General features: G+C 61.2%; 21 protein-coding genes. 11 read left to right on the forward strand and 10 right to left on the reverse strand.

What is annotated here, in order from left to right:
* Positions 1 to 2: 2 nt before the first annotated feature.
* The 3 genes from tssC to tssA all read right to left on the reverse strand — a co-directional run bounded on the left by tssC (position 3) and on the right by tssA (position 3,283).
* On the reverse strand, positions 3 to 1,484 hold the full coding sequence (gene tssC / locus CO667_RS25455) for a type VI secretion system contractile sheath large subunit (protein WP_097621066.1): 1,482 nt from the start codon (positions 1,482 to 1,484) through the stop codon (positions 3 to 5).
* Positions 1,485 to 1,614: 130 nt separating this feature from the next.
* Positions 1,615 to 2,139, reverse strand: a complete 525-nt coding sequence (gene tssB, locus CO667_RS25460) for a type VI secretion system contractile sheath small subunit (protein ID WP_097621067.1) — start codon at positions 2,137 to 2,139, stop codon at positions 1,615 to 1,617.
* 79 nt (positions 2,140 to 2,218) lie between these two features.
* Positions 2,219 to 3,283, reverse strand: coding sequence for a type VI secretion system protein TssA (tssA, locus tag CO667_RS25465; RefSeq protein ID WP_097621131.1), 1,065 nt, complete (start codon positions 3,281 to 3,283; stop codon positions 2,219 to 2,221).
* Between the two features lie 229 nt (positions 3,284 to 3,512).
* Between tssA and tssH the strand changes: the two genes are divergently transcribed.
* The 11 genes from tssH (at position 3,513) to CO667_RS25525 (ending at position 16,612) form a co-directional block, all read left to right on the forward strand.
* On the forward strand, positions 3,513 to 6,275 hold the full coding sequence (gene tssH, locus CO667_RS25470; protein ID WP_097621068.1) for a type VI secretion system ATPase TssH: 2,763 nt from the start codon (positions 3,513 to 3,515) through the stop codon (positions 6,273 to 6,275).
* Positions 6,276 to 6,316: 41 nt separating this feature from the next.
* Positions 6,317 to 6,793 (forward strand): type VI secretion system tube protein Hcp, encoded by a 477-nt coding sequence (locus tag CO667_RS25475; RefSeq protein WP_003575677.1) that lies wholly within the window; start codon positions 6,317 to 6,319, stop codon positions 6,791 to 6,793.
* 111 nt (positions 6,794 to 6,904) lie between these two features.
* The gene (locus CO667_RS25480) at positions 6,905 to 7,987 is read left to right on the forward strand and encodes a hypothetical protein (protein WP_245433287.1); all 1,083 of its coding nucleotides are present in this window, start codon (positions 6,905 to 6,907) and stop codon (positions 7,985 to 7,987) included.
* Between the two features lie 10 nt (positions 7,988 to 7,997).
* Positions 7,998 to 8,924, forward strand: coding sequence for a hypothetical protein (locus CO667_RS25485; protein WP_245433272.1), 927 nt, complete (start codon positions 7,998 to 8,000; stop codon positions 8,922 to 8,924).
* 30 nt (positions 8,925 to 8,954) lie between these two features.
* The gene (gene tssI / locus CO667_RS25490) at positions 8,955 to 11,117 is read left to right on the forward strand and encodes a type VI secretion system tip protein TssI/VgrG (RefSeq protein WP_097621070.1); all 2,163 of its coding nucleotides are present in this window, start codon (positions 8,955 to 8,957) and stop codon (positions 11,115 to 11,117) included.
* A gap of 4 nt (positions 11,118 to 11,121) precedes the next feature.
* Positions 11,122 to 11,484, forward strand: a complete 363-nt coding sequence (locus tag CO667_RS25495; protein WP_097621071.1) for a hypothetical protein — start codon at positions 11,122 to 11,124, stop codon at positions 11,482 to 11,484.
* Positions 11,477 to 13,015, forward strand: coding sequence for a hypothetical protein (locus CO667_RS25500; RefSeq protein WP_097621072.1), 1,539 nt, complete (start codon positions 11,477 to 11,479; stop codon positions 13,013 to 13,015). Before CO667_RS25495 ends, CO667_RS25500 begins: the two co-directional genes overlap by 8 nt.
* Positions 13,016 to 13,017: 2 nt before the next feature.
* Positions 13,018 to 14,043, forward strand: a complete 1,026-nt coding sequence (locus CO667_RS35975; protein WP_245433275.1) for a hypothetical protein — start codon at positions 13,018 to 13,020, stop codon at positions 14,041 to 14,043.
* 74 nt (positions 14,044 to 14,117) lie between these two features.
* On the forward strand, positions 14,118 to 14,366 hold the full coding sequence (locus CO667_RS25510) for a PAAR domain-containing protein (protein ID WP_097621134.1): 249 nt from the start codon (positions 14,118 to 14,120) through the stop codon (positions 14,364 to 14,366).
* Positions 14,367 to 14,923: 557 nt separating this feature from the next.
* Positions 14,924 to 15,676: a GAD-like domain-containing protein gene (locus CO667_RS25520; RefSeq protein WP_097621074.1), complete on the forward strand. Its 753-nt coding sequence runs from the start codon at positions 14,924 to 14,926 to the stop codon at positions 15,674 to 15,676.
* 507 nt (positions 15,677 to 16,183) lie between these two features.
* The gene (locus CO667_RS25525; protein WP_245433277.1) at positions 16,184 to 16,612 is read left to right on the forward strand and encodes a chemotaxis protein; all 429 of its coding nucleotides are present in this window, start codon (positions 16,184 to 16,186) and stop codon (positions 16,610 to 16,612) included.
* A gap of 161 nt (positions 16,613 to 16,773) precedes the next feature.
* On the opposite strand, the gene CO667_RS25530 is transcribed toward CO667_RS25525, so the two are convergent.
* The 7 genes from CO667_RS25530 to CO667_RS25560 all read right to left on the reverse strand — a co-directional run bounded on the left by CO667_RS25530 (position 16,774) and on the right by CO667_RS25560 (position 24,945).
* Complete coding sequence (locus CO667_RS25530; protein ID WP_097621135.1) at positions 16,774 to 19,032, reverse strand: EAL domain-containing protein; 2,259 nt, start codon at positions 19,030 to 19,032, stop codon at positions 16,774 to 16,776.
* Between the two features lie 179 nt (positions 19,033 to 19,211).
* Positions 19,212 to 20,657 carry an aldehyde dehydrogenase gene (locus CO667_RS25535; protein ID WP_097621076.1) on the reverse strand — a complete coding sequence of 482 codons (1,446 nt, stop codon included), beginning with the start codon at positions 20,655 to 20,657 and terminating at the stop codon, positions 19,212 to 19,214.
* 21 nt (positions 20,658 to 20,678) lie between these two features.
* Positions 20,679 to 21,464, reverse strand: coding sequence for a coniferyl-alcohol dehydrogenase (locus CO667_RS25540; RefSeq protein WP_097621077.1), 786 nt, complete (start codon positions 21,462 to 21,464; stop codon positions 20,679 to 20,681).
* Between the two features lie 40 nt (positions 21,465 to 21,504).
* On the reverse strand, positions 21,505 to 22,542 hold the full coding sequence (locus CO667_RS25545; protein ID WP_097621078.1) for a branched-chain amino acid ABC transporter permease: 1,038 nt from the start codon (positions 22,540 to 22,542) through the stop codon (positions 21,505 to 21,507).
* Positions 22,539 to 23,471, reverse strand: coding sequence for a branched-chain amino acid ABC transporter permease (locus CO667_RS25550; protein WP_097621079.1), 933 nt, complete (start codon positions 23,469 to 23,471; stop codon positions 22,539 to 22,541). Before CO667_RS25550 ends, CO667_RS25545 begins: the two co-directional genes overlap by 4 nt.
* A complete protein-coding gene (locus CO667_RS25555; RefSeq protein ID WP_097621080.1) occupies positions 23,468 to 24,196 on the reverse strand; it encodes an ABC transporter ATP-binding protein in 729 nt (242 codons plus the stop codon). The genes CO667_RS25550 and CO667_RS25555 overlap by 4 nt, the downstream gene beginning before the upstream one ends.
* On the reverse strand, positions 24,193 to 24,945 hold the full coding sequence (locus tag CO667_RS25560; RefSeq protein ID WP_097621081.1) for an ABC transporter ATP-binding protein: 753 nt from the start codon (positions 24,943 to 24,945) through the stop codon (positions 24,193 to 24,195). The genes CO667_RS25555 and CO667_RS25560 overlap by 4 nt, the downstream gene beginning before the upstream one ends.
* Positions 24,946 to 24,947: the final 2 nt, after the last annotated feature.

The raw sequence follows: 24,947 nt of genomic DNA on the forward strand, positions 1-24,947 counted from the left end.
TCTCAGTTCTTCGACGGAATCCGGGCGACCATGCGCAGCGAGGTGGTCAACTCCTCCATCTGCAGCCAAGGACGCATCCAGGCGACGGCGTTGTAGGCGCCCGGCCTGCCGGGGATTTCCTGCACGGTGACTTTCGCTTCGCGCAGCGGATATTTCGCCCGCGACTCCTCGCCGGCGTCGTCATTGGCGTTGACGTAGTTGGAGATCCAGCGATTGAGCCAGGCCTCGCAATCTTCCGCCTCCATGAAGGAGCCTATCTTATCGCGGCCCATCACTTTGAGATAATGGGCGAAGCGCGAGGTCGCCATCATATAGGGCAGGCGGGCGGAAACGGCCGCATTGGCGGTCGCCTCGGGCCGATCGTAGAGCTTCGGCTTGTGCGCCGTTTGCGCCCCGAAGAACACCGCATAGTCGGTATTCTTGTAATGGCAGAGCGGCAGGAAGCCGAGTTTGCCGAGTTCGGCGTCGCGGCGGTCGGTGATGCCGACTTCCGTCGGGCACTTCAGGTCCAGATCGCCGTCGTCGCTGGAGAAGATGTGCATCGGCAGGCCTTCGACCTTGCCGCCGTTTTCCGCCCCGCGAATGGCGGTGCACCAGCCGTTCTTGGCGAAGGCCTCGGTGAGACGCGTACCCATTACATAGGCTGCGTTCATCCAGCAGTAGGAACCGTGCGACAGCTCGCCGGTCTTGGAGCCGCCGGTTTCGTCGAAGTTGAACTCTTCGATCGGGCTGGTCTTCGGGCCGTACGGCATGCGGGCAAGCACGCGCGGCATGGCGAGCGTCACGAAGCGCGAATCATCGCTGTCGCGCAGGCTGCGCCACTTGGCGTATTCGACCGTCTCGAAGATTTTTTCGAGATCGCGGGGTTTTGCCAGCTCCCGGAAATCCTCGAAACCGAACATGCGGGGGCTCGCCGCCGAGATGAACGGCGCGAAAGCGGCTGCGGCGATCATCGAGACGCCCTGCAAAAGCTGGACGTCGTCGAAGGAGTTGTCGAATTCGAAATCGCCGATCAGCGCGCCCATCGGCTCGCCGCCGGGCGTGCCGAACTCGTCTTCATAGACCGACTTGAAGAGCCTGGACTGGTCGAATTCGACGGCCTTGGCCAGATCCTTGGCGACATCGCGCTTCGATGCATTGAGCACGCGGATCTTCAGATTGGCGCTGGTCTCGCTATTCTTGACGAGATAGTTCAAGCCGCGCCAGGCGCCTTCGAGCTTGGTGAACTCCGGCGACTGCATGATGGCTGCGAGCTGACTTGAGATCGCCTTGTCGATCTCGGCAATGGCATTGTTCAAGGTGATCGTCAGGTTGCGATCATAGGTGACAGTGCCCTTCAGGGCCTGGTCGGTCAAGGTGCGCAGCAGGTCCTGGGCACGGTCGGGCTCGGTCTGGCGGGTTGCCGCAACGACCTTCGAGAGCAGGCTCTCATCGGCTGCGAAGCCTACTTCTTCCTTTGTTTGCAATTGCGTTTCGGCGGTCATCTATCGATCCTTTTTGCGAAAGCGGCGGCCCTCGAAGCATGAGGGGTTCCCTTCAAAAGGGGCCGCTGCCGGACAACGACTCTTCAGGAATGGAGCGCGCGGGCCGCTATCGGTCCGCGATCCCAGGCGCTCAGTTCAATGCGTCCTTCGCCGCTTCGGCTTTGTCGCCGCCAAGCTGGGTCACCAGCTGCGAGAGATCGGCCTTGTTCTGCAGGATGTCCTCGAGCAGACGCTCGAGCTCCTCGGAGCGGTCCGCCTTGCTCATCAGGTCGCGCAGCTGATTGCGGGCGTTGAGCAGGGCCTTCAGCGCCGGCACCTGATCGACGACCGCGCCGGGTTCGAAATCGGCCATGCTTTCGAATTTCAGCGAAACTGGAAGCTCCGTTCCGTTTTTCTCAAGCGTGTTCTCGACCGAGAGGGTGAGGCCCGGCGTCATGCGGCGCATGACGTCGTCGAAATTGTCGCGGTCGATCTGCACGAACTTGCGTTCGCCGAAAGCCTTGAGCGGCTGCGTGGGATTGCCGGAGAAATCGCCGAGCACGCCGACGACGAAAGGCAGCTCCTTCACCACCATCGCGCCTTCGGTTTCCACTTCGTATTTAATGTGGACCCGCGGCTTGCGAACCCGTTCCAGTTTCTCATGCACACTTGCCATCGAGATTCTCCTTCGTCTTATCGGCGGATTGCGAATTGCGGATGCTCCGGATTGCGGCCGAAAGCCCGGCCGCGCGCCGCTAGCCTCCCTTGTCGGTGACGGGCTGAATGCCGGCTGCCGTCAGCACGGCATTGCGCGTGTGCTGTTCGGGCAGGAGCTCGGCAAGAAGCTCGGAAAAATCCATGCGGCCGCGACGCACCAGCGTCTCGATCGACATGGAGATCGGTGAATGGGGCTCCGTGCGGCGAAAATAGCGCGCCACGGCAACCAGAAGTTCGAAGGCCTCTTCCCGCGAACGAATCGCCTCAGCGCCGGCAGGCCGCGTGCGAACGGTCTCGGCACCGTCGCTATCACCTGCCTGTAGCGGCTCCAGCCCTTGCAAAGCAGGCGTTTCGGCTGCGGCCGCGGAAGCTTCGATGCCGGCGAGCATCCGGATTGCAGACGCGGCCTCCTGCAACACATTGCGTGTATTCGAACTCGGTGGCGCCTGGTCGCCGCAGTGTCGGTCAAGTATTTCGACCATGCGGTCGAAAGCGGCGATGCACTCTGTGAGCACGCCGAGATAGGCTGACATTTGCGCGACACCGGCTTCTGCGGCCGCCTGCTGCAATTCTTCGCGCCGTTTGGCCTCGTTCGGCCGCTGCGAAAGCTGGAAATCCCAAAGCGAAAATTGAGCGAATTTCCCGTCCGGGATCAACGATGTCAAACGAATAGCCTGGATGAGGGTTCCCTCGCCGCCGACACCGTTGAGGCCTGCGAAGGGCCCGAACCGTTCCTCGAAATCGTTATCCCCGATCGAATGCAAAGTGTCGAAATACTTGTCTAAAAGCGACACGGTTGCGACGTAAACATCTCGCAATCCTGAGAAGCCGCGCAGCCGCAGCTGAGCCTCGGCCAGCCAGGCCAATACTTCGATGTCCTTGCTCCGGGAAGAAAGGATCTGCAATCCAAGATTGCTAACATCGTGCCAAGCAGGTGCAAGCGCAATAACGTCACCCGGAGAAATACTACGTTCGGCTGTACGAGCGGCGTTCCTCGCGTCCTTAATTCTATAGTATATTTCACGTGACGCAGTATTAACGCGCACGTTTTCTCCGCACGGGCGATCTGTTTCAAGTGGATCGATAATTTCGTGGACGTTCACGCGGTTAAATACCTCAAAAATCAGAGAATACAGCAGATGGCTGGCATTTTGGGCGGCCTGTATTGGCTTGTCAACCATCTCCGGATGATGACGGATTTATGACGACTTTCGATATGCTCATTTTTTAAAATAGAGTCGTTTTTCTTCTGGACAAGGGTTTATGAGCGCCCTAGTTGTTCTTCGCATCACGAGAGCGCGCTGAATTTCGACGTAAAAACAGGACTAGCGGATGTCCCATATCGATCTCAATCGTCTGATAAGAACGCTTGAGCCCAATCTACGTGTCGGTCTTGAGACAGCGGCTTCACTTGCTGTGCGTCACCAGCACGCCGTTGTGGACATCGCCCATTGGCTTCGCTCCCTTGTTGATATTGCGGGCTTTTCCGCCGTTTTCGAAGAGCTCGGGACCTCCTCCGCGACGCTGCGAACCGAGCTCGACGCGGCAATCGCCGACATCCCGCGCCAGGATGGCGCCTCGCTGGCGCTCTCCCCTAATCTGCTTGCCCTTGGGAGGGAATCCTTTCTGGTTGCATCGCTGCAATGCGGGCGCAATATCGTGCTTCTCGCCGATCTGCTTGCCGCCCTGCTGAGCGATCCGGCATTGCGGGCCCTTATCCGCGGCATCGCCCCGTCGCTGCGCAATCTCGACAGAGCAAAGCTCGACAGATTGCTGGAGGCGGAAGCGCCCGGTCCGTCGGAGGAGCTTTCCGTGTCGGCCGCCTCGGCGGGAGACAATGAATTCCTGCGGCTCTACACCCGCGACATGACGGCGGACGCCCGCGCGGGGCGCACCGATCCGGTCATCGGCCGCGATCGCGAGCTGCGGCAGGTGATCGATATCCTGATGCGCCGGCGGCAGAACAATCCGATCCTTGTCGGCGAGGCAGGCGTCGGCAAGACCGCGGTGGCCGAAGCCCTCGCCCTGGAGATCGCCGGCGGCAATGTGCCGGCCCGCTTGAAGGGCGTGAAACTGCTGCTGCTGGATCTCAGCCTGCTGCAGGCAGGCGCCGGCGTCAAAGGCGAGTTCGAGAGGCGGCTGCATGGCGTGGTCGATGCGGTGAAGACCTCCCCGCAGCCGATCATCCTGTTCATAGACGAGGCGCACGGGCTGATCGGTGCCGGCGGACAGGCAGGGCAGGGCGATGCCGCCAATATTCTGAAGCCGGCTTTGGCGCGGGGAGAGCTGCGCACGATCGCGGCGACGACCTGGGGCGAATACAAGCGCTTCATCGAAAAGGACGCCGCGCTCACCCGCCGCTTCCAGACGGTGCATGTCCGTGAGCCGGACGAGGAAGCCGCGATCCGCATGCTGCGCGGTGTGGCGGAAGGCCTGAAAACCCATCACAAGGTCCGCATCCGCGACGAGGCGATCGTCGCTGCCGTCCGGCTTTCGGCGCGATATCTGCCGGACCGGCAGCTTCCCGACAAGGCGATCAGCCTGATCGACACGGCCGCCGCCGCCGTGGCGCTGGCGCGCCACACGACGCCGGAGGCGCTGAAGCTGCTGACCGACGAGCGCGATCTTCTGGAAACCGAGGCGAACTGGCTCGCCCGCGAACCGGAGACTCCGGAAAAGCGCGCCCGGCTTGGCGAAATCGCTGCGAAGCAGCAGGAGATCGTTTTCGAGATCGAGGCGTTGCGGTCGAAATTCGACGAAGAAAACCGGCTCGTCCGCGAGGCCGACCGGCTGGAGGAGTTTTTCTCGCCCGACGACGCAATCGTCCCGCTGGCGCCGGCCGACAATGCGGGCGACGGCACGAATGTGGCGCCTTTCCCACCACAGACCATGACGGCCGAGAGCGCCCGCGCGGCCCTTGCCGCGACGGAGCGGAGCCTGGCGGCGGTGGCGGATCAAACACCGCTCCTGCCGCGCGTCGTCGACAAGGAGATCGTTGCCGCCGTCGTTGCCCGCTGGACCGGAATTCCCCTGGGCAAGCTGCTTGCCGACCAGATCGAGACCGTCAAGACGCTCGATATCAGGCTGAAGGAGAGGGTGCTTGGCCAGGACGCGGCGATCGAGCGGATCGCTTCGGCCATGCGGGCGGCCCGCGCCGGGCTTTCCGATCCGCGCCGGCCGCCGGCCGTTTTCCTGCTGGTCGGCATGTCCGGCACCGGCAAGACCGAAACGGCGCTGTCGCTCGCCGACATGCTCTATGGCGGCAGCCGCTACCTCACGACCATCAACATGTCCGAGTTCAAGGAGGAGCATAAGATTTCCATGCTCCTCGGTTCGCCCCCCGGTTATGTCGGTTATGGCGAAGGCGGCGTGCTCACCGAGGCGGTGAGGCGCAGGCCCTACGGCGTGCTGCTGCTCGACGAGATCGACAAGGCGCATCCGGGTGTCCAGGAAATCTTCTACCAGGTGTTCGACAAGGGAACGCTGCGTGACGGCGAAGGCCGGGACATCGATTTCAAGAACACCACCATCGTCATGACGGCGAATACCGGTTCGGAGATGATCGCGGCCCTTGCCGCCGATCCCGACACGATGCCCGGACCGGATGCACTCGAAGCGCTGCTGCTGCCGGAATTGCAGAAGCATTTCAAGCCGGCCTTCCTTGGCCGCACGACGGTGCTGCCCTTCATGCCGCTCGGCACCGAGACGCTGTCCGGCATCGTCGACATCCAGATCGGCCGTATCCGCGAGCGGGTTGCCGCCACTTACGGGACGACGCTTTCGCTGTCGCCGGAAGCCCGCGACGCGCTGATTTCGCGGGCGCGCACCAGCGAGATGGGCGCCCGCGCGATCGAGGTGATGATCGCCCGCGACCTCTTGCCCGATCTTTCGACATTTTTCCTCGATGCCGTCGCAACGGGCAAGAAAATTACGGGGATTGCCATCGGCTACGATGGCCACCGCTTCGGCCTTGATGCCGAAGAGGCTGCCCCGCAGGAATTCGACACGCCGGGGGAAAACCGGTTGTCGGATGAAGTAACCCCGAGCCGCAAGCGCACTCGGGGAGCAGGAAGAAGAAAGGCTACTACGCCTTAGACGCAACTAGGCACTCAACCGCCAACAGGAGAGCTGACAGCATGCCGATTTATCTTCAGATCGACGGTATCCAAGGGGATGCTACCCACGAACAGCATCGCAAGTGGATGGACATCGAAGCCATTCACTGGAACGTCGCCCGCAACATGAACACCTCCGCTGGTTCGGCGGCAAACCGCGAAGCTTCCGAGCCGACCGTTTCGGAAGTGATCCTCACCAAGGTCAGCGACTCCTCGTCGACCAAGCTTTTCCAGGAGGCCTGCTCGGGCCGCACCGGCAAGCGCTCCGTCATCCACCTCGTCACCACGGGCAATCCCGGCGACACCTATATCGAGTATTCGCTCGAGAACACGCTGATCGCCAGCTACTCGATCGATTCCAATGGCGACCGCCCGGTCGAGACGATCAAGCTGAACTTCACCAAGATGGAAGTGAAGTACACGCCTTACGACGACAAGCACTCGCCGCAGTCGCCGATGATCGCCTCTTACGATCTGGCCACCACCAAGGCTGCTTGACGCTTCACGACATCGGCAATGCCAGCCTTGCTGCTGGCATTGTCGTCCCATGTTCTCTCGTCTCCCCAAGGAAGGCGATTGAACAGGCTGTTTGCGCTTTGGACAATGGAGATGATCGTGTCGGCTGCAACTGAGCGTTTGAACGATATTCTGGTAGAACTGCCCAAGTACAAGTCCCAATGGGAGACGAATATCTCTAGTCCCTATGTGCGGGCCTACGATCTCGCCATCGACAATTTCCAGAAGACCACAAAGGCCCAGGAAGCCCGCGACCGCATGCTGGCCGAGCTTTTCGTGTTGTCCGCGTCGATCTTGACCGGCAGCATCATGATGGCTGCCTTCGCGACGACTTCGTTGCGTGTGCTGGCGGGCCGCGCCGCGCTGAACGTGATCTGCAACAATAATCTCAACCGCACCTTTGGCGTCATGCACGCCGCCACCAACAGCAAGGCGGTGATGTTTGCGCTTGGCGGCATCCTCGACGAAGCCAAGAAGCTTGCCAACAAGCAGGTGACGAGCGCTGCGGAAAAACTCACGAGCAGCGCGCCGATCGCGTCCGCCCCGACCGCCCTGAATTTCAAGACACGGATCGATGATTTCATCGCCATCAACCACGTCTGCGTGCACGAATTCATCAGGGGCGTGCAGCAGGACAACTCGATCAGCGAAGCCAGCAAATCGAGGCTTGCCGATCTGGTCGGTCAGACGCCGTTCTGCAATCCGCCCGAAAGCCGGCGCGTCGATGAAAACCGGCTGTCCCAGAAGATGGAGCTCTTGTTCTACATGAGCGCGGTTCTGGATTCCGACAAGCTCGTGACCTATGTGCCGTCCACCGGCGGAACAGCCGGCGGCATCGGCCGCGACATCGAATACAGCAAGAAGGCTATTCCGCAGCTGCCTTCGGCATCGGACTATCCAAAGTCCATTTCGCCGCGTTTCACCGGCCGGCCTTTCCAGCCCTACGATCCCGGTCAGCGTGTCGAATACGACAATGTCGGATCGGTCGTGCGCGATCGCATCAATACGCTCAGCCGTCTCACCGGCAATTCGTCCTTCTATCCCGAGCAGAACTTTGCCGAAAAGCTGTTGATCGATCCGACTGGCGGCGCCCAGATGGCGAAGGCGGAGCAGATCATCAACCGCCTTTCCACCGATGCGCGGCCCAGGCAGCTCACCGATGTCAGGATGATCTGAGGCGGTGCCGATGCGGTTGACTGACGTCTTGAAGCGTGGATTGATGGGTCGCATGCGATGGCTGGTGATCCCGGCGGCCGCCGCCTGCGTTCTGGCAGCGACTGCTGCCGGCACAACAGGCGCATCCGGTTCCGTCGATCAATCCCTGCTTCAAATCGAGCAGGTAGGAGCGCGCCTTTCCAGAACGCCTGCCGCCGTCGAAAATGTCGCCAAGGCCGCGTCCGATCGCGGCATTTCCGAGGCTTCGCAAGTGCAGCCGCTGCTCGAAACGGCCGCACGGTCTTCCTTCAAAACCGACAGCATGGCTGCCGAGATATCGAAGGCCGTGGCAAACGCCGGCGACGATGGCGTCGATCCGAAACCTCTCGCCAAAGCGGCGACGGCATTGGAAGAGGGGCAGGCAAAGATTGCGCGGATGACCGAAGCGCAGGATCAGACGGCGGCGAAGGATATTGAGACGCGTCTTGCCGACCCGGACAATGGTCCGCGCATCAGCCAGCTCGCCAATCTGATGGCCGGCCCGGATCTTGCTGTCGAAGCCGCCTTCACCTCGCAGCTCATGTATCTCTCCCTCGAGGCTCTTTCCAATTCCGATACCGAAGAACTGGCGTCCGCTTCGCAAGGCAAGCTGCAGTCCCAAATGCCGAACGTGATCTCGGCGCTGCGCTCCCGAAACGAGAACGAGAAGCCGATTCCCAAGGATACGGCGCGAGCGAACGAGAAGGCACAGCTTACCTTTGCGCTCGCCACCCTGTCGGCGCAGGACTTGTCGGTGCTCTCGGATTTCTACGGGAGTCCGGGCGGAAAGGCCAAGCGCGACGCGTTGGTCGAAAGTTACAGGCAGGTGTCCGATCGGGCGAATACCGAAATGCTGGGGCAGTATTTCTCGGCACTGGCGGATTACCTCAAAACCCATCCTCGGCCGCAACAGCAGTAGTAATCGGCTTCCAAGACGGAACGTGATGTTATGGACGATTTGCAATCCCTTGCCGCCGATTTCATTCAGGCGAACCGCATTCTGAAGATCGTCTCGCCGCTCGGCGAAGACCAACTTCTGCCCGAGCGGGTTACGATCGAGGAAGGGATTTCTTCGCTCTTCGAGATCAAGCTTTCTGCCCGCGCCAAGAAGCCATCCGTCAAGCCGGAGGAACTGATCGGCCGGCTGATGGATGTCTCCGTCGAGGTGCAGCAGGGCGATGGCGAAGGCGGCGTGCGCCGACCGTTCAACGGCCTCGTGACCGAACTCAACGAGGGCCCGCCGATCACCCGCGGCCTCAGATCCTATTCGATGGTGCTCAGGCCGCAGATGTGGCTGCTGTCGCGCCGTTCCGACTGCCGCATCTGGATGGACAAGACCGCGGTCGATATCGTTGAGACGCTGTTTTCCGAGCACGGCATCCCGGCGCCTGACACATCGGGCGTGATCACGCCGCCGCCACCGCAGCATTATTCGGTGCAGTGGAACGAAACCGACCTTGCCTTCCTCACCCGCCGCTTCGAGGAGGACGGCCTGTTCTATTGGTTCTCGCATGAGGACGGCAAACACAAGCTGCATGTCGCCGACAGCCCCAGATCCTGGCTCGGCCCGTCGCCTTCGGCGCAGGGCGAAGGGCGAGTGCGCCTGGCCCAGGGCTCGGCCGACCGCAACCACATCACCGAGTGGAGCCGGCGCTATTCCTATGTGCCCGGCCAGCGCGCAGGCGCCGACTGGAATTTCGAAACGCCGCGCATGGTGCCCGGCACCATGACCCCGTCGCTGGTGCAGATGCCGGAAGCGACCAAGCGCGAACTCTACGAATATCCAGCCCGCATTTCCTCGGTGGCCGAGGCGGAGCGGGCGGAAAAACTCAGGATGCAGGCCTCCGAAGCCGACCACGACCGGGTCTTCGGCGGCTCCACATCCCGCATCCTGGAGGCAGGGCGCCGCTTCACCCCCTATGAAGTCGCCCATCCCGACCACGTCTATGAAGAGCACGTGGTGGTCAAGGCGGCCCATACCGTCGTCGACCGTTCCTACGAGACCAACAGCAACGAGCCGGAATACACCAACACCTTCGAGGCCGTGCCGTCGCGGGTGGCAATGACGCCGCATCGCGAGACGAAGCGGCCGCGCATCGAGGGCACGCAGGTGGCAATCGTCGCCGGCCCTTCCGGTGAGGAGATCCATCCCGACCAGTACGGCCGCATCAAGCTGTGGTTCCCCTGGGACCGCAAGGCGAAGAAGGACGGTTCCGACACCTGCTGGGTGCGGGTGGCGCAGAATTGGGCCGGCTCCGCCTGGGGCGGGCAGATCATTCCGCGGATCGGCATGGAGGTGATGGTCGCCTTCGTCGACGGCGACCCCGACCGGCCGCTGGTGACAGGCATGGTGCCCAATCCCGCCAATGCGGTGCCTTATACGCTGCCGGCGAATAAGACCAAGAGTACATTCCGAACCCAAACCCATAAGGGCACCGGCTTCAACGAGATGAGCTTCGAGGACGAGAACGGTCGGGAAGAAATCTACATGCATGCGCAGCGGGATCATCGCATTCATGTCGAAAATTCTCGTTCGAAGCGCGTCGATAACAACCAGTCGGAATCGGTCGGCCATAACAAGACGATCGAGGTTGGTAACAACCACCACGAAGTGATTGGCGGCAACATGACGCTGATGGTCGGCCCGAACATCCTTCAGAAGGGAGTGACGGCCGCCATGGGTATTCTGCGCAGCAAGGTCGGCGACTTGCTCACCGATAAGCTTGGTGCGTTCACAGACAAGCTCGGCTTCCTGTCTGACTCGACCATGGGCGAGGGCAATCTCGTTATCGGGGTGGCCAAAAACAAGGCCGAGACGGTGATGGTATCTTCCACAGAGATCGTCGGCGCTGCGAAATCGATGACGATCGGCGGCGGATTGCAGACGACGGTCGGGGGCATCCGCAACGATTCGACCGCCATCGGCCACTATCAGGAAGTGGGTATGGCCAAGTCCACGGTCGTGGGCAAAACCTACGAGATCGTGGTCGGCAAGACCAGTGTCAGGATGGAGGCCGACGGGACGGTTCACGTCAAGGGCGAAAACGTGACGATCGAGGCGGGACAGGAACTGGTCCTGAAGGCTTCGAAAGTCGATATCCGCAGGAGCTGACGGGATGACCCTCGTAACCTCCGGCGGCTGGATCCCCGAGGCAAACGAACGGCGCACCGTTCGCGATGAAGTTCGTAGCCGCTTTCAGGGGCGCGTTGGGATCCAACCATTCGGTTCCATGGCCGAATTGTCCTTCAGTCCCGAACAGCAGGTTTCCGTTGTCCAGGGACTGATGTCCAAGGCCAATCCGCAGAACTCGGCAGACATTGCTATAGGGCTCGGGGCATTGTCCGCGGCTCTTGGAAGTGTCGGTCTCGGTACCGGCGGCCTGATGGCGGCGATTGGAGCGCCGTCGCTCAACTTCGACGAGCTCGTGCCGCAGGAGCTTCAGAAGTGGCATTTTCTTGAGGAAAATGTCGATGGGTAGTAGCGCGATGGGGGCCGGATATCCGGATACGCGCCCGCAGGGCTTTCATCCAAATCCAGAGACCGATCTGCAGAAGTATACTTATGACAAGCTGCTCGAATACTGGAGCATGGTCTATACGCTTGGCTTGTTGGGCGGCGTCCTGGGTTCCGCGGAGGAGCAGAAGGCGGCACGAGAAGCGGTGCTTGCCGCAATGGAGGACGCGGTCAAGGAGGCCATGGGCCTTGTTGAAGCCGCCGGCGTCGCGATCGACGATTACACGCCACCCGGTTTAGGCGCCGCTCATCTCGGCATGCAGCGCGGCGGCCTATGGGCAGCGCAGAAGGTCGGCAGCTTCTTCGGCTATGATCCCGGCTTTAAGGGCGATATCGAAAATCTCGACCGCAGCATACGCGACAGTGTCGCCGTCGACGTGAACCAGACCTCACAGGTCATGAAGGGCGGCAAGGCGACGGTCGAATGGCTCGGCAAAAGTACCGGACTTTACGACTACAAGGCGGACACGACAGCCGAGGACAAGGTCATCGCGGCTACGCAAGGTACGGTCGATGAGCGCCACGCACAGGTCACCGCAGCTCTTTCCAAGGTGTGGAATGCGCTGAAAGAGACCGCTCTGGCGCGCTACAACCAGTTCCTCTCCGACTGGGAGAAGGGCGGCCCGAGCTACGCCTTCGGGACGCTCGGCATTGACGGCGCCTTCCTCGCGCTTGAATTGGCGATCTCGGCGGCGGCCGGCGCTCTGACGGCCGGTGCGGGCGCCGTCGCCCTCAAGGTGGCGGTGTCGATCGGCAAGAAGGTCGGCGGTGCAGCGCGCAAGATCGTCATCATGCTGAAGCGGGTCGGTGGAAAAGTCGGCAAGACTGCTCGCATCGAGCTCCCTGAAGCAAAGGTTGTGGAGCATGCCAAAGCACATAAGGGTTTTGGCGACGACCAGGCAGGGCTCCCAAAGTCGACACATGAAAACGTCAAGGACCCGGGGGGGCCGGAGACCGCTGAAAAGAAGAAGTTCAACTATAAGGAAATGTCCGACAAGGCAGAGGGGCAGGCGCGCAAGAAGTTCTCTGACGAGGGCTATAGCCAGCAGTTGGTTATCCAGAACCCGCAGGGCAACGGCGTTGATCTGATTGGACGTGACCCAACGACCAACAAAGTGATCTTTGGGGAGGTCAAATCTAACGGCGCTATATTGAGTGAAGATCAATCCTACATGGGCGGGCCGGCTTATGTACGGGATCGCCTGGAGCGTGTTACGTCCCAAAGTGGTGAGTGGAAGAATGCTACCCCGGCTCAGGTCGCGGACGCGCAGAAGGCTTTGAGATGGTTGGACGAAAGCCCAGACTTCAAGGAAATCAAATATGACGTCGATGCCGACACTGGTGCAGTCACGAATTATCGTGAAAGAGACTGGAACTACGCTCCGGGCGAACGCGAGAGCCGCGTAAAGTGGTATGACGGCAGTGGCGGGCAAGTCACAAGCGAGGGTAAGCCGATCGGTCGGAGAAGCCGCAGTCGTGGGCCTCCGAAAAAATAGATGTGTTCAAGGTGAAGCTAAAAACAGGGTTTAGGGTAGACATGAATCTGTCAGAAATCAGAAAATACGTTACGACGGAATTTCCGGAGTGGCAGGTTAAGTACGAGAAAATGCTGGCTAGCTTGGTGCGTAGCGACCTGCAGGAATGGCTAGACGGCGATGACTCCCACGACAAATCCATCGGCCGATACCTGAGCCAGCTTAGCCTTCTGGAGTTGAAGGCCTTTGTCCTGAGCGCCGTCGAGGGCCATCCGGCATCCGACCGACTGGCGATGGCGGCACGCCTGTCCGCTCCGCGACTTCCCTATGCGATCGGTATCCAGCATCTGAACACCAACAGTGCGATCTCCTTTCCCGATTTCGTCAACGGACTGGCTCTGACGATGACTGTCGGCTGGAAGGACTGGAGCGAGTTGCTTGGCCGGCTTGCATTGCAGGAACTGGAGAAGGATGCGATCCAGCGCGGTAAGTTCCATGGCGGAGCCCTGGGGCAGGGCGTCACCAGCTTCGGTTTTCCCTATGCGATGATGGATATCGTCGCGGACTGGTTGAAGGCGGACGAGGCCGCGACAATGACCGAGTGGCGCGAGAAGGTTTACGACGAATATGCCGGCGGTTATGGCGGCTGGAGCGAGCTTGTTGAGCACTGGCGGGAGCCGGACGTGGTTGCTTTCCACCGCATCCTCGGCAAGGCGGCCGACTACCACGTCGCACAGAGCAGCGACATGACGACCACCGGCGACAAGCGCGACAAGCGCGAGAAGCACTACGAAATAGAGCCAGATGCCTATTGGGCGTTTCCCGTTCTGCTGCTGATGATCCTGCGCATGCGCGAATGGGAGGGCTTGCAGAACCCCGGCTATCTAAATCACGACCTGTTCCAGATGGGCGTCTTCAAGGAGCTTCCGAAGCCGGTCTTATGGCCTCCCGATGCCCTTTTCGACGCAGCGGACAGAAAGTTCCGTCAGGAATTTCCAGGCACGCCCTCGACGGCAGATCTGCCGAGGCTGCGTGCAGAGCAATCCTAGGCATTGTTGTCTTTGCGAAAGGAGGTGAGCCGGTGACGAATGTTTCTCTCAAGGGCCACAACCATGTTTGTCCGATGGTCGAACCCGGGCCGAAGCCGCATGTGGGCGGCCCGATCTCGGAAACGCAGACACTGGTGACGGTGGAAGGGGTTCCGGTTGCTGTTGTCGGCGATAAATGCACCTGCGTGGTCGGCGGGCCTGACACGATCAACGGCGGTTCATCGATCGTCTTTATCGAAGGCAACGCACTTGTCCGCATCGGTGACCCGACGGCCCATGGCGGCCGTGTCGTCGAGGGTCTCGGCTGGTTCACATCCGAGTAGATTTAGCTGCACGTGGCCGACAGTACGTCGGGTTGTTTGGTCAGTCGCGGTCGGAGAAAGACTAGAGGTAGTAATAGCCAAGTTCATTGCCGGTGAGACCGAGGAGGAGCGAGGTTCGTCTTGTGGAAATATTGGCGGACATAAAAGTGCGGAGCTTGAAATACCGCGATATCTCTGTCTTCGAGGAAAGCCCGCGCGACTTGATAAAGCATATTGCAGAGACTCTGGGAGAGAACCCCCTCATTCCGAACGAGGAAGTCGCCTTTCCAGCCAATTTCATATTCCTGTTCGAATTCGTACGAGAAGCTTGGAGGCGCATATGCGGAGGGCAGTCGAACCGATCGGTCCATCATATGGCGATCCGGGCCGCGCGAAGGCGGGGTTGATCTCTCCGAGTATAAGCCGATGAAAATTTGAGGATGGCGGAGCGATCAGCCGAGACGCTTCCGTCTTTCTGTTCTCGGCGACGCCACGCCGAGGATGACATCATCGCTCCCCGTTGTCGATCAATCGGCCGTGCCAGTCGAAGCGTTAAAGCAACATAAAAGGTAAAGCGAATGACCGCAGCAGAGTTTCTTGAGGCGCGAGGCAAACCCAACGAGGCAAGACGGATTTCCGAGGCAGAAGCGGAGAGTGCCGTCGGGCGAGTTCCTGAGGAGCTAAGACAGTTCTGGATGCAACATGGCGTGGGCTACTATGCAAAAAGGAACTATTGGCTGTGCACGCCGGCTCTTTTCGAGGGCTTCTTCCGGGAGATACTAGCCAATGTGCCGGAATTGAAGGCTGATGACCTCGCCGCCTTCGGCTATTCGAGCCTCGGAACCGTCGATCTCTGGCATAGGGCAGGACGGCACTTCACATTTTCGCTCGATGTCGCACTGCTGATAGATTTGACGAGCCGAAGCCGAACCGATCCTCTGCCCGATGATCTGGAGGAGATCTATCGCGCTGCCGGTGTGGATATGCCTGAAAACGCGATTGAGCTTTTTCTGGAAGCGAGGTCTGCGCCGGAGGACATTTGGAACATATTGTTGGCGGCAACCAGCGCGGATTCATACAAGGCGATTTATGACGATAGCGGTAAAGCCCTCACACCGCAGCTCCGCCGAAGCCTCGGTGATCTCTCGCAGAACGAGATCTATTTTCGAGATAGGAATGCAGGCGGAAATACCGCGGATTATTATCAAAAACTGAAAATTTCCGAGGCTGTCGCGCGGGTGTCTGACGAGATCCACTATTCATTTGCAGTCGAAGTCGGAGGGCAGCAGCAAATTGTCTCCCAAACGATCTCCGTTGGTAGCGTCCGGTAATTTGCCCCGGCTTACGGCCGCAACTTACTGAGCAAGAGCGTGTTTTGCGCTGTGCAGGCTCGTGCCATGTCGGGCTGCCGCCTTCCAAACGCGTTTGCAGTCGCCCAAGCCTGATCAAAATACGTCGACACTATCCGTTCTGCGCGAAAAAAATCCGGCCGTGGCGGCGCCGAAGGATTTTTTTAAGCGTTGTCGCCTTGGATGGGATCGCCTTCTGTCACCTGGGGATATCAGGCTTGTGTGGCAGCGGCACGATGGTCTGCAGGCATATGGGGAATACGCCATGGTACATAGCAATTGTGCATTTATGATCCGCTGTCGGTTCTACGGCAGCGGTGCCTTGCGCTAGGCTCGGTGTGCATGGTCGAGACAACCAACGGCACGGGGTGGAATACGGCATATCGGGATCAAGGTTCCGACGGTCCCGATACCCTGGAGACGCCAACCGATCTCAAGGATCAGAAAGCCCGCTTCTGCGCCGAGATCGCGGCATTGGCGACGGCCGTCATGAGCGGAGATCTGACGCGGCGAATGAAGGCCGATTACGCCGACCCGGATCTTTGCCGTTCTGCCGCCATCCTCAACCAGCTGATCGTGTCGATCGGCGATAACCTGTCCGATTTCGACGATGCCATGGTAGCGCTCGCAGAGGGCGATCTGCATCGCGGCATGCGGGACAAACACCGTGGCGCGTTTGGGCCGTTGCAAAAGAACTTCAATCTGGCCATCGCGACGGTCCGCACCGTGCTGGGCGAACAGGGTTCGGATCAGTTCACCGATAAGGCCGCCAGATTTCGCCGGATGCTCTCGTCCGTCAGATCGGATGAGACCGCTTTCGCAATTCGGATCTCCGATGAAGATTCGCGCCCCATTCCTTCGCCTCCCCATGATCTGTGGCTGAAGCTTGCCGACGCATTGGACGGGTTCTCGGTCTAAAGCATGCTGCGCAAAAGTGTGCAGCGGTTTTCCGTCCGGAATTGCGTAAAAACAAAAGGATAGATTCGACCCGGGACTGCAGTCTGCCGAAGGAGGAGCTTCCTGAAGCAGCGCATCGGCAACGTCTTCAAGCTCTCCGGGCGGCGGGAAAGCAGCAGCTATCAGCCTGCCTGTGTCAGTCCCTTGTCCCTCATGCGGCAAAATTCAATCAGCTGCTCCGAGCTCATCGGTCGCGCCAAAGCGTAACCTTGCAGCAGATGGCAACCAAGATCTTTCAGGATCTTCGCATGTTCCATTGTCTCCACGCCCTCGGCAACGATGTCGATATTCTGTGATCGGCCGATTTCGATAATCGAGGAGACCAGGCGGCGCTGGGAGGGGGACGCGATAATCGGCTTGATAATCTCTCGATCGATCTTCAGTCGCCGCGGCTCAAATCGAAGCAGGCTGACGATGCTGGCATGGTCGGTGCCGAAATCATCGATCTCGATTTCGATGCCAAGCTCTTTGACAGCGGGAATGATCTCGCTGAGAACAGGTTGAAGATGGTCGAAGGAGATTGTCTCAAGCAGTTCGAAACACAGGCGGCCGCTGGCGACGGGCAGTGCTGAAAGCTCGGCAAGCAGATCTGCCTGCGCCAGTCGACGCGCTGAAATATTCACTGAGACACGCGGGATTTGCATTCCCAGGCTGTCCCATCGCGTCAGCTCGAACAGGGCCTTCTGCAGGATCAGCCTGTCCATGTCGCCGCTGCGCCCCAGCCTTTCGGCGACATCAAGAAATGCGTTCGGGGCGAGCAGACCTTTTTTCGGATGATCCCAGCGGGCAAGGGCCTCGACGCCTGCGATCGCCAATGTATTGGCATCGAACTGCGGTTGGAAGAATGCAACGAGTTCATTGCTGTCGAGCGCATGATCGAATTCATCCGCCAATTCTTTTGATTGGATTGCGGCGCTGCGAAGCTCCTCGGTGAAAATGGCCGCGCGGCCGCGGCCCGCCTTCTTCGCCTCGTAGAGAGCCAGATCGGCATTCAGAAGCAATTGGCCGAGGTCCCGCCCGCGCGCCTGTTCGGTTTCCCAGGCGACACCGGCGCTGGCACCGACCACACACTCCGTACCATCAATGAACAGCGGCTGCTCGAGCCTATCGACAATCTGCTCGGCCAATCCGTTCGCCTTAGGCTCGGGATCGGTGCTCCAGCTGGCGAAGATGAACTCATCTCCACCGATCCGCGCCGCGACATCGTTTGGACCAGCCAGATCGGCAAGGCGCGAAGCGGTGGTTTGCAAGACCGTGTCGCCGCCGGCATGCCCTTTGGTGTCGTTGATCTCTTTAAAGCGATCCAGGTCGATGTGGATCAGGATCAGGCAATCGTCTGCACCGGGTCTTCGCGGTTGCGCGATCATCCGGTCGATAAATCGTCGATTGGGAAGCCCGGTCAATGCGTCATGCAACGACAGGTATTCCAGTCTCTGCCGTGCTCGAACGAGCTTTTTCTTGTGAAGGCGAAGCTTTTCGATGGTTCTCTGGCGTGATTTCGTGAGAAAGCCGACCCAGATCATCGGCGCGACGACACACAGTGACAACAGGCTCGCATAGAGCTCAAAAGTGCCGAGCCCGCTATATCGGCCCCATCCGCTCTTCGGCACTGCGGCGAGGGTCCATCGACCATAGGTCATATCGACGAAGGTCACGACCGGTTGCTTCGAAAAAGTTTCCAGGCTGCCGAAAAAAACCTGTTTGGGCGCGTTCGGGTCCGGTACGGTGCTGATGGCGATCTCAAGCTCGGTCGCGCCAAGGCCGCTTTCGCCGTAGAGCCTTGGAATGTCGATCAATCCGGAAAGCAGACCCCAAAAGATCTGGCTTGTTCCGTTATTGATGTAAATCGGGCACCTGACGACAAAAGCAGTTCCACCTTGGACCAGGTCCACCGGGCCTGTCAGAACGATATTGTGGGTGTTGCGCGCCAGCATCGCGCCGGCCCGTTGCTTTTCATTCGTTCGGTAGTCCAGTCCGATGGCCTTTTCATTTCCCTTTTCCGGATAAACCCACTTGACCACCATGCCGGGCGCCGCGGCGAAGCTTCGCAACTGTGAATCCGGTAGCAGGATCTGCGCGGCAAGTTTGGAAAATGCGTCCTGGTCCATCGCCGGATTGGCTGCGATACCCGCCGCCAGGCCTTGTAGCAGCTTCACATTGCTGTTGAGGTTCGTCTGAAGTCGGGATGATATGCTGGCAAGCTCGCCGGCGACAATCGAGCGTTCATCGGCCAGCAATCGCTCCAGCCGCCAGTTCGTTGCCACCCAGACGACGATGACTGCGATGACTGCCGCAAATATTGCTGGAGCAAATGCGCTGGTGTGGCTCATTGCAGAACCCGCGAAGCCGCGCGCTACCTTAGGATTTCTTCGAAACTTCATCAGGTTGCCGGTGTGGATGACAGGCATCTACCCTTGCACAGTTTGTTTAAGGCAACGCTAAACCCGCTCGCCTGTTCTGGAGGAGGCTTCTTCCGACCGTGAACTCGGAGTAAAATGCGCCACAACCGCAATAGCCGCTGTGGCGCTGATGATTTTCAATGCCTCCGGACAAACGCCCCTCAGAAGGGATAATGCTGGGCGGAATCCTCTACCGTGATCCAGCGCAGGTCGGTGAATTCGGCGATTGCCGCCTTGCCGCCGAAGCGGCCGTAGCCGCTGCCCTTGACGCCGCCGAACGGCATTTGCGCCTCGTCGTGCAGCGTCGGGCCGTTGATATGGCAGATGCCGGATTCGATGCGGGCCGCAACCGTCATCGCCCGCTGAATGTTGCGGCTGAAGACGGCCGATGACAGGCCGTATTCGGTGTCGTTGGCGATGCGGATGGCTTCCTCCTCACCGGAGACACGAATGATCGGCTTGACCGGGCCGAAGGATTCTTCCGCATAGACGCGCATCTCGGATGTGACATGATCGAGCAGCGTCGCCTCGACCACGGTGCCGGAGCGCTTGCCGCCGGCCACGAGTTTGGCGCCCTTGGCCGTCGCATCGGCGATCAGCTCCTCCATCTTCTTGGCGGCATCGAGGCTGATCAGCGAGCCGAGAACGACATGGCCGCGCGGATCGCCGGCCGGCAGCTGGCTGGCGCGGGCGGCCAGCTTGGCGACGAACTGATCGGCGATCGCTGCGTCGACGATGATCCGCTCCGTCGACATGCAGATCTGGCCCTGATGCATGAAGGCGCCGAAAATGGCGGCGTTGACGGCGCCGTCGATATCGGCGTCGTCGAGAATAACCAGCGGCGCCTTGCCGCCGAGCTCGAGCAGGGCGGGCTTGAGATGCTTGCCGCAGGTCTCGGCGATGATCTTGCCGACCTTGGTCGAGCCGGTAAAATTCACGCGTTTGACGGCCGGATGGGCAATCAGCGCGGCGACGATCTCAGGCGCATCCTCCGGCGCGTTGGTGAGGACGTTGATGACGCCGGCCGGCAGGCCCGCTTCGGTCAGCGCGGTGGCGATCAGCCGATGCGTGCCCGGGCATTGTTCGGATGCCTTGAGGATGACGGTGTTGCCGCAAGCGATCGGCATGGCGATGGCGCGGGTGGCGAGGATGACAGGGGCATTCCACGGGGCAATCGCCAGGCAGACGCCGGCGGCCTGGCGAACGCCCATGGCGAGCGTGCCGGGCTTGTCGGACGGAATGATCTCGCCGGTGATCTGCGTGGTCATGGCGCCGGCCTCGCGCAGGATATTGGCGGCGAGCATGACGTTGAAGCCGGCCCAGGGCGCGGTGGCGCCGGTTTCCTCGATCATCAGCCGGGTAAATTCGCCGACTTTCGAATCCATGATATCGGCCGCCTTCATCAGGATCGCCCGGCGCTGCCCGGGGCCGGTCTTCGACCAGGTGTCAAAGGCGGCGGAGGCGGCATCGACGGCGGCGGCGGCATCGTCCAGGCTAGCTGCGGCGGCGCGGCTGGCGAGTTTCTCGGTGAAGGGGTCGATGCGATCGTAGGTCCGGCCGCCGGAGGCCGCGCGGTCTGCGCCGTTTATGAGGAGGGAAATATTCATCGGGGATCTCCTGAGGGCAAGTTAGAAGCCGAGGACGTCGGCATTGATGGATGCTTCGAGGCCGCCGTCGGCGGCAAGATTGGTGCCGTTGATCCAGCGTGCGCCGTCCGAGCAGAGGAAGAGCACGGCCGGCGCGATATCGGCTGATGTGCCGGCCCGGCCGACGCGGGTGATATCGCTGTCGACCCTGGCGTCACCGAGCACGGCACGGAACTGCTTGAGGATCGGTGTTTCCACCGGTCCGGGGCTGACCGCATTGACCCGGATGCCGCGGTTCTTGAACCGTGCCTGATGGGCGGCGCGCATGGTCCAGAGCAGCAGCAATTCCTTGGAGAGCGGATAGCCCTCCTCGTCCTTGAGGCCGTGTTCGGCGACAACCGCCGCGACATCGGGAAAGCCTTCGATCGATGTCAGCGTTTTTGCCCGCTCGAGATTGGCGCGCCAGCCGTAGCCGGCGATCGAGGCGACGTTGACGATGGCGCCGCCTTCGCGCAGGCGCGGTGCCACGGCTTCCGACAAAGCGCGCAGCCCGTAGAAATTGACGGCGAGCGTCGAGACGACGCCGGTGTTGCCGGAGAGGCCGGCGACATTGGCGAGCGCGTCGAGACGGGTCGGCAGCTGCGCGACGATCTCGGCAACGCCTGACGGTGTGGACAGATCGCCCTTGATGAAGGCGGGACTTCCACCCGCCGGTTCGCGCACGTCGACACCGATCACCTCGGCGCCCATCTGGCCGGCCAGCTCGGCCGTGCGGGCGCCGATGCCGGAGGCCACGCCGGTCACGAGGATTGTTTTACCAAAAAGCATGAACGTCACCTTTCACAAGAGAGTCCTGACATAAGCCGGCTCATTCTTCCCATTTGATCTTGGTCGGACCGGGCAATTTCAGCCGGTAGCCGACGGGCAGAAGTTGAAAGTCGTAGCGGCGCTCGATTTCGCCCCAGAGGCCGCGTGGCAGGTAGAGGGAGAAAATCAAGGCGGTGGCGCCGAGGCCGATCAGGTACCAGACGCCGGCTGCGCCGAAGAAGGTCTCGATCACGAAGAACAGGATGGCGCCGAGGATGGCGCCCTCGAATTTGCCGATCCCGCCGACCAGCACCATGAAGATCATGTAGGCCGTCCATTGGACGCTGAAATAGGTCTTCGGCTGGAAGGTCGTGGCGGTCGCCAGCCACAGGCCGCCGGCGACGGCGATGCCGAAAGCGGCGAGCACGAAGAGCAGCCGCTTGGTGGCGATCACGCGCACGCCGACCGAGGTCGCCGCCTCCTCATTGTCGCGGATCGCCTGCATGGCGGCACCGGCGCGGCTGCGCATCAGCATGAAGAGAGCCCCGAGCAGGGCGGCCATGGACGCCAGCGCGAGCCAATAGATCGCCGCCCGCCGCGTGCCGCTGTCATAGACGTTGAGCGAGATCAGCGAGGTTCCCGTTTCCCCCTGGATCAGCCGGTCGAGGTTGACGAGCAGATGGGCGAGTTCGGCTATGACCCACATGCCGATCGCAAACTCGCCGCCCTTCAGCCGCAGCATGAACAGCGAAAGCGGGATCGACAGGGCGCCGGTCACGATCGCGGCGGCAAAGACCGAGACGAAGGGATTGAGCCCCGCATCGGCCAGCCGGATGGTGAAATAGGCGCCGAGGCCGAAGAACACCTGCTGGCCGACCGACACCAGCCCGCCGAAGCCGGCAAGCGCATTCCACATGGCGGCAAGGATCACGTAGATGAACAGGGCGGTCATCCGGTCGATCGCGCCGGCGCCGAGCACGGCGGGGGCGAGGATCAACAGGGCAAGCACCGCGGCCATGGAGCCGAGCGCCAGCCGCGACGATGTCGTCCAGCGCTCGATCGATATTCCGTTGGAGGCAAAGCTGGTGTTGGGGCTCATGTCGGACTCCGAAGGCGGGCGCGAAGGTTGAGGAGGGCGCTGGGTTTGAGAAGCGCTCCGACTTTGTCGAGAACCGGCAGGCGGGACCGGGACAGCCTGATGAAAAGCACCAGCAGGAACACGGCATGGCCGCCGATCAGGAAGCCCTGCGGATGCAATTGCGCGCCGAGCGATTGGGCAAGGCCGAGAACGATGCCGCCGGCAAGTGTGCCCCACAGCGATCCCGCCCCACCGATGACAGCCGCCTCGAAGGCAAAGAGAAGCTGCGGGCCGCCCGCATAGGGGCTGAAGGTCGCCCGCATCCCGAGAAAGGCGCCGGCAATGCCTGTTGTGACCATGGTGATGGCGGTGGCGACGGCATTCACCCCACGTGCATCGATGCCGACCAGCCCTGCCGTATCCGGATCTTCGGCCGTGGCGCGGATGGCGCGGCCGAGCGCAAAACGGCTGAGGAAGAACTGCAGTCCGCCGAGAATGAGGATCGCCGTGACCATCATCAGGACGGCAAGCTTGCCGACGAAGATGTGGCCCGGCAACTGCCAGGAGGCATAGGACAGGTTGCCGATGAAGGGCGCCAGCGACCGTGTGTCGGCGCCGAACTGTTCGAACAGCAGGTTGTCGACGACGATCGACAGACCGAAGGTCGTCAGAATCGGCAGCAGCGTGCCGCCGCGGGCGCTGCGTTCGAGAATGAAGCGCTGCAGCAGCCAGCCGAGGATCGCCATGACGGGCAGCACGATCAGCAGGCCGGCGAAAGGCGGAATGCCGGCTTTGGCGGCGAGCAGCCACAGCCCGTAGGCGGCCGCGACCGCCAGGCTGCCATGCGCCAGATTGATGATCCGCATGACGGAGAACATGAAGGACAGGCCGCAGGCGATGACGGCGTAATAACCGCCGAGCAGAATGCCCTGGAGCAGGGTGTTGATCATGATGCGCTCCTTTCGCCGGATGCCCGGTGCAATCCGAAATAGGCCTGGGTGACATCAGCCCGCGCGACGGCGGCTGCCGGTCTGTCGAGGACGATGCGTCCTTCCAGCATGCAGATCACACGGCTGGCGACGCTCATGGCGCGGGCAAGATCCTGCTCGACGAGCACAATGGTCGTTCCCGAGGTCAGCAGCGCCTGCAATTGCGCATAGACGCGATCGACGACCAGAGGCGAAAGCCCGAGCGAAACCTCGTCCAGCAGAAGAATATCGGGGTTGCTCATCAGCGCCCGGCCGATGGCGGTCGCCTGCTGTTCTCCGCCGGAGAGGTGCCCGGTCTTGGCGTGACGGCGGGGTTTCAGGTTCGGAAAGGCGTCGAGCACGCGGTCGATGCTCCACTCGCCCTTGCGGCCGCAGCTCTTTCCGAGCAGCAGGTTCTCTTCGACCGTCATCTGCGAAAACAGCCGCCGGCCTTCCGGCACCAGGGCGATGCCCTTGGCGATCCGCTTGTGGGACGGGACGGAAGCCAGATCTTCACCGTCGAGAAGGACGCGGCCGGAGGCGGGAAGGTGGGCGCCGGCGATCGACCTGAGCAGCGTCGTCTTGCCGGCGCCGTTTGCGCCGACCAGCGCCAGCACTTCGCCCTTGGCGATGTCGAAACTGACCCCGCGCACCGCCTGCAGCAGGCCGTGGCGGACGTCGAGGTCGCGGATGGAGAGAAGGCTCATGCGGGTGTCCCTCCGAGATAGGCCTTGACCACCTCCGCATCGCTCATGACCGCTTTCGGTTCGCCATCGGCGATGATCCTGCCGGCGTCCATGCAGATCAGCCGTTCCGCCACCTGCAGCAGGATATGGACGATATGCTCGATCCAGACGATGCCGATGCCGCGGCGGCGCAATTCGAGGATGGTTTCGACCAGTTCGCTCGCCTCGCCATCGGTCAGGCCGCCGCCGATCTCGTCGAGCAGCAGCAGCCTCGGCTGCGTGGCGAGCGCACGGGCAAGCTCCAGCCGTTTGCGATCCAGCAGGCCGAGCGTGTCGGCCTGGCGATTGGCGACGCCGAGCATGCCGCAGAGCGACAGCGAATCCACCACGCGCTCATAGGCCTCGTCGCGGCTTATGGCACTGCCGTGTGATGCGGCGACGAAGACATTTTCGAAGGTCGTCATGCCGCTGAAGGGTTTCGGAATCTGATGGGTCCGGACGAGACCCGACCGGCAGCGCTCCGCTGCCGTCCGGCTGGTGACGTCGGCGCCGTCGAAGGTGATGCTTCCCGCACTCGGCGGGTAGGCGCCGGCGAGCACGCTGAGCAGCGTCGTCTTGCCCGCGCCGTTCGGCCCGACGATACCGACCGCCTCGCCATCGCCCATGGAAAAATCCAGGTCGTCCAGCACCACCAGCGCGCCGAACCGCTTGTGGATCCCCTTGGCCGAGAGAAAAGCTTCCCCCGGCCGATTTTGAGCTTCCTGCCGCACTT

Origin of the sequence: Rhizobium sp. L43 (genome assembly GCF_002531725.1) — a bacterium.
Taxonomy (GTDB): domain Bacteria; phylum Pseudomonadota; class Alphaproteobacteria; order Rhizobiales; family Rhizobiaceae; genus Rhizobium.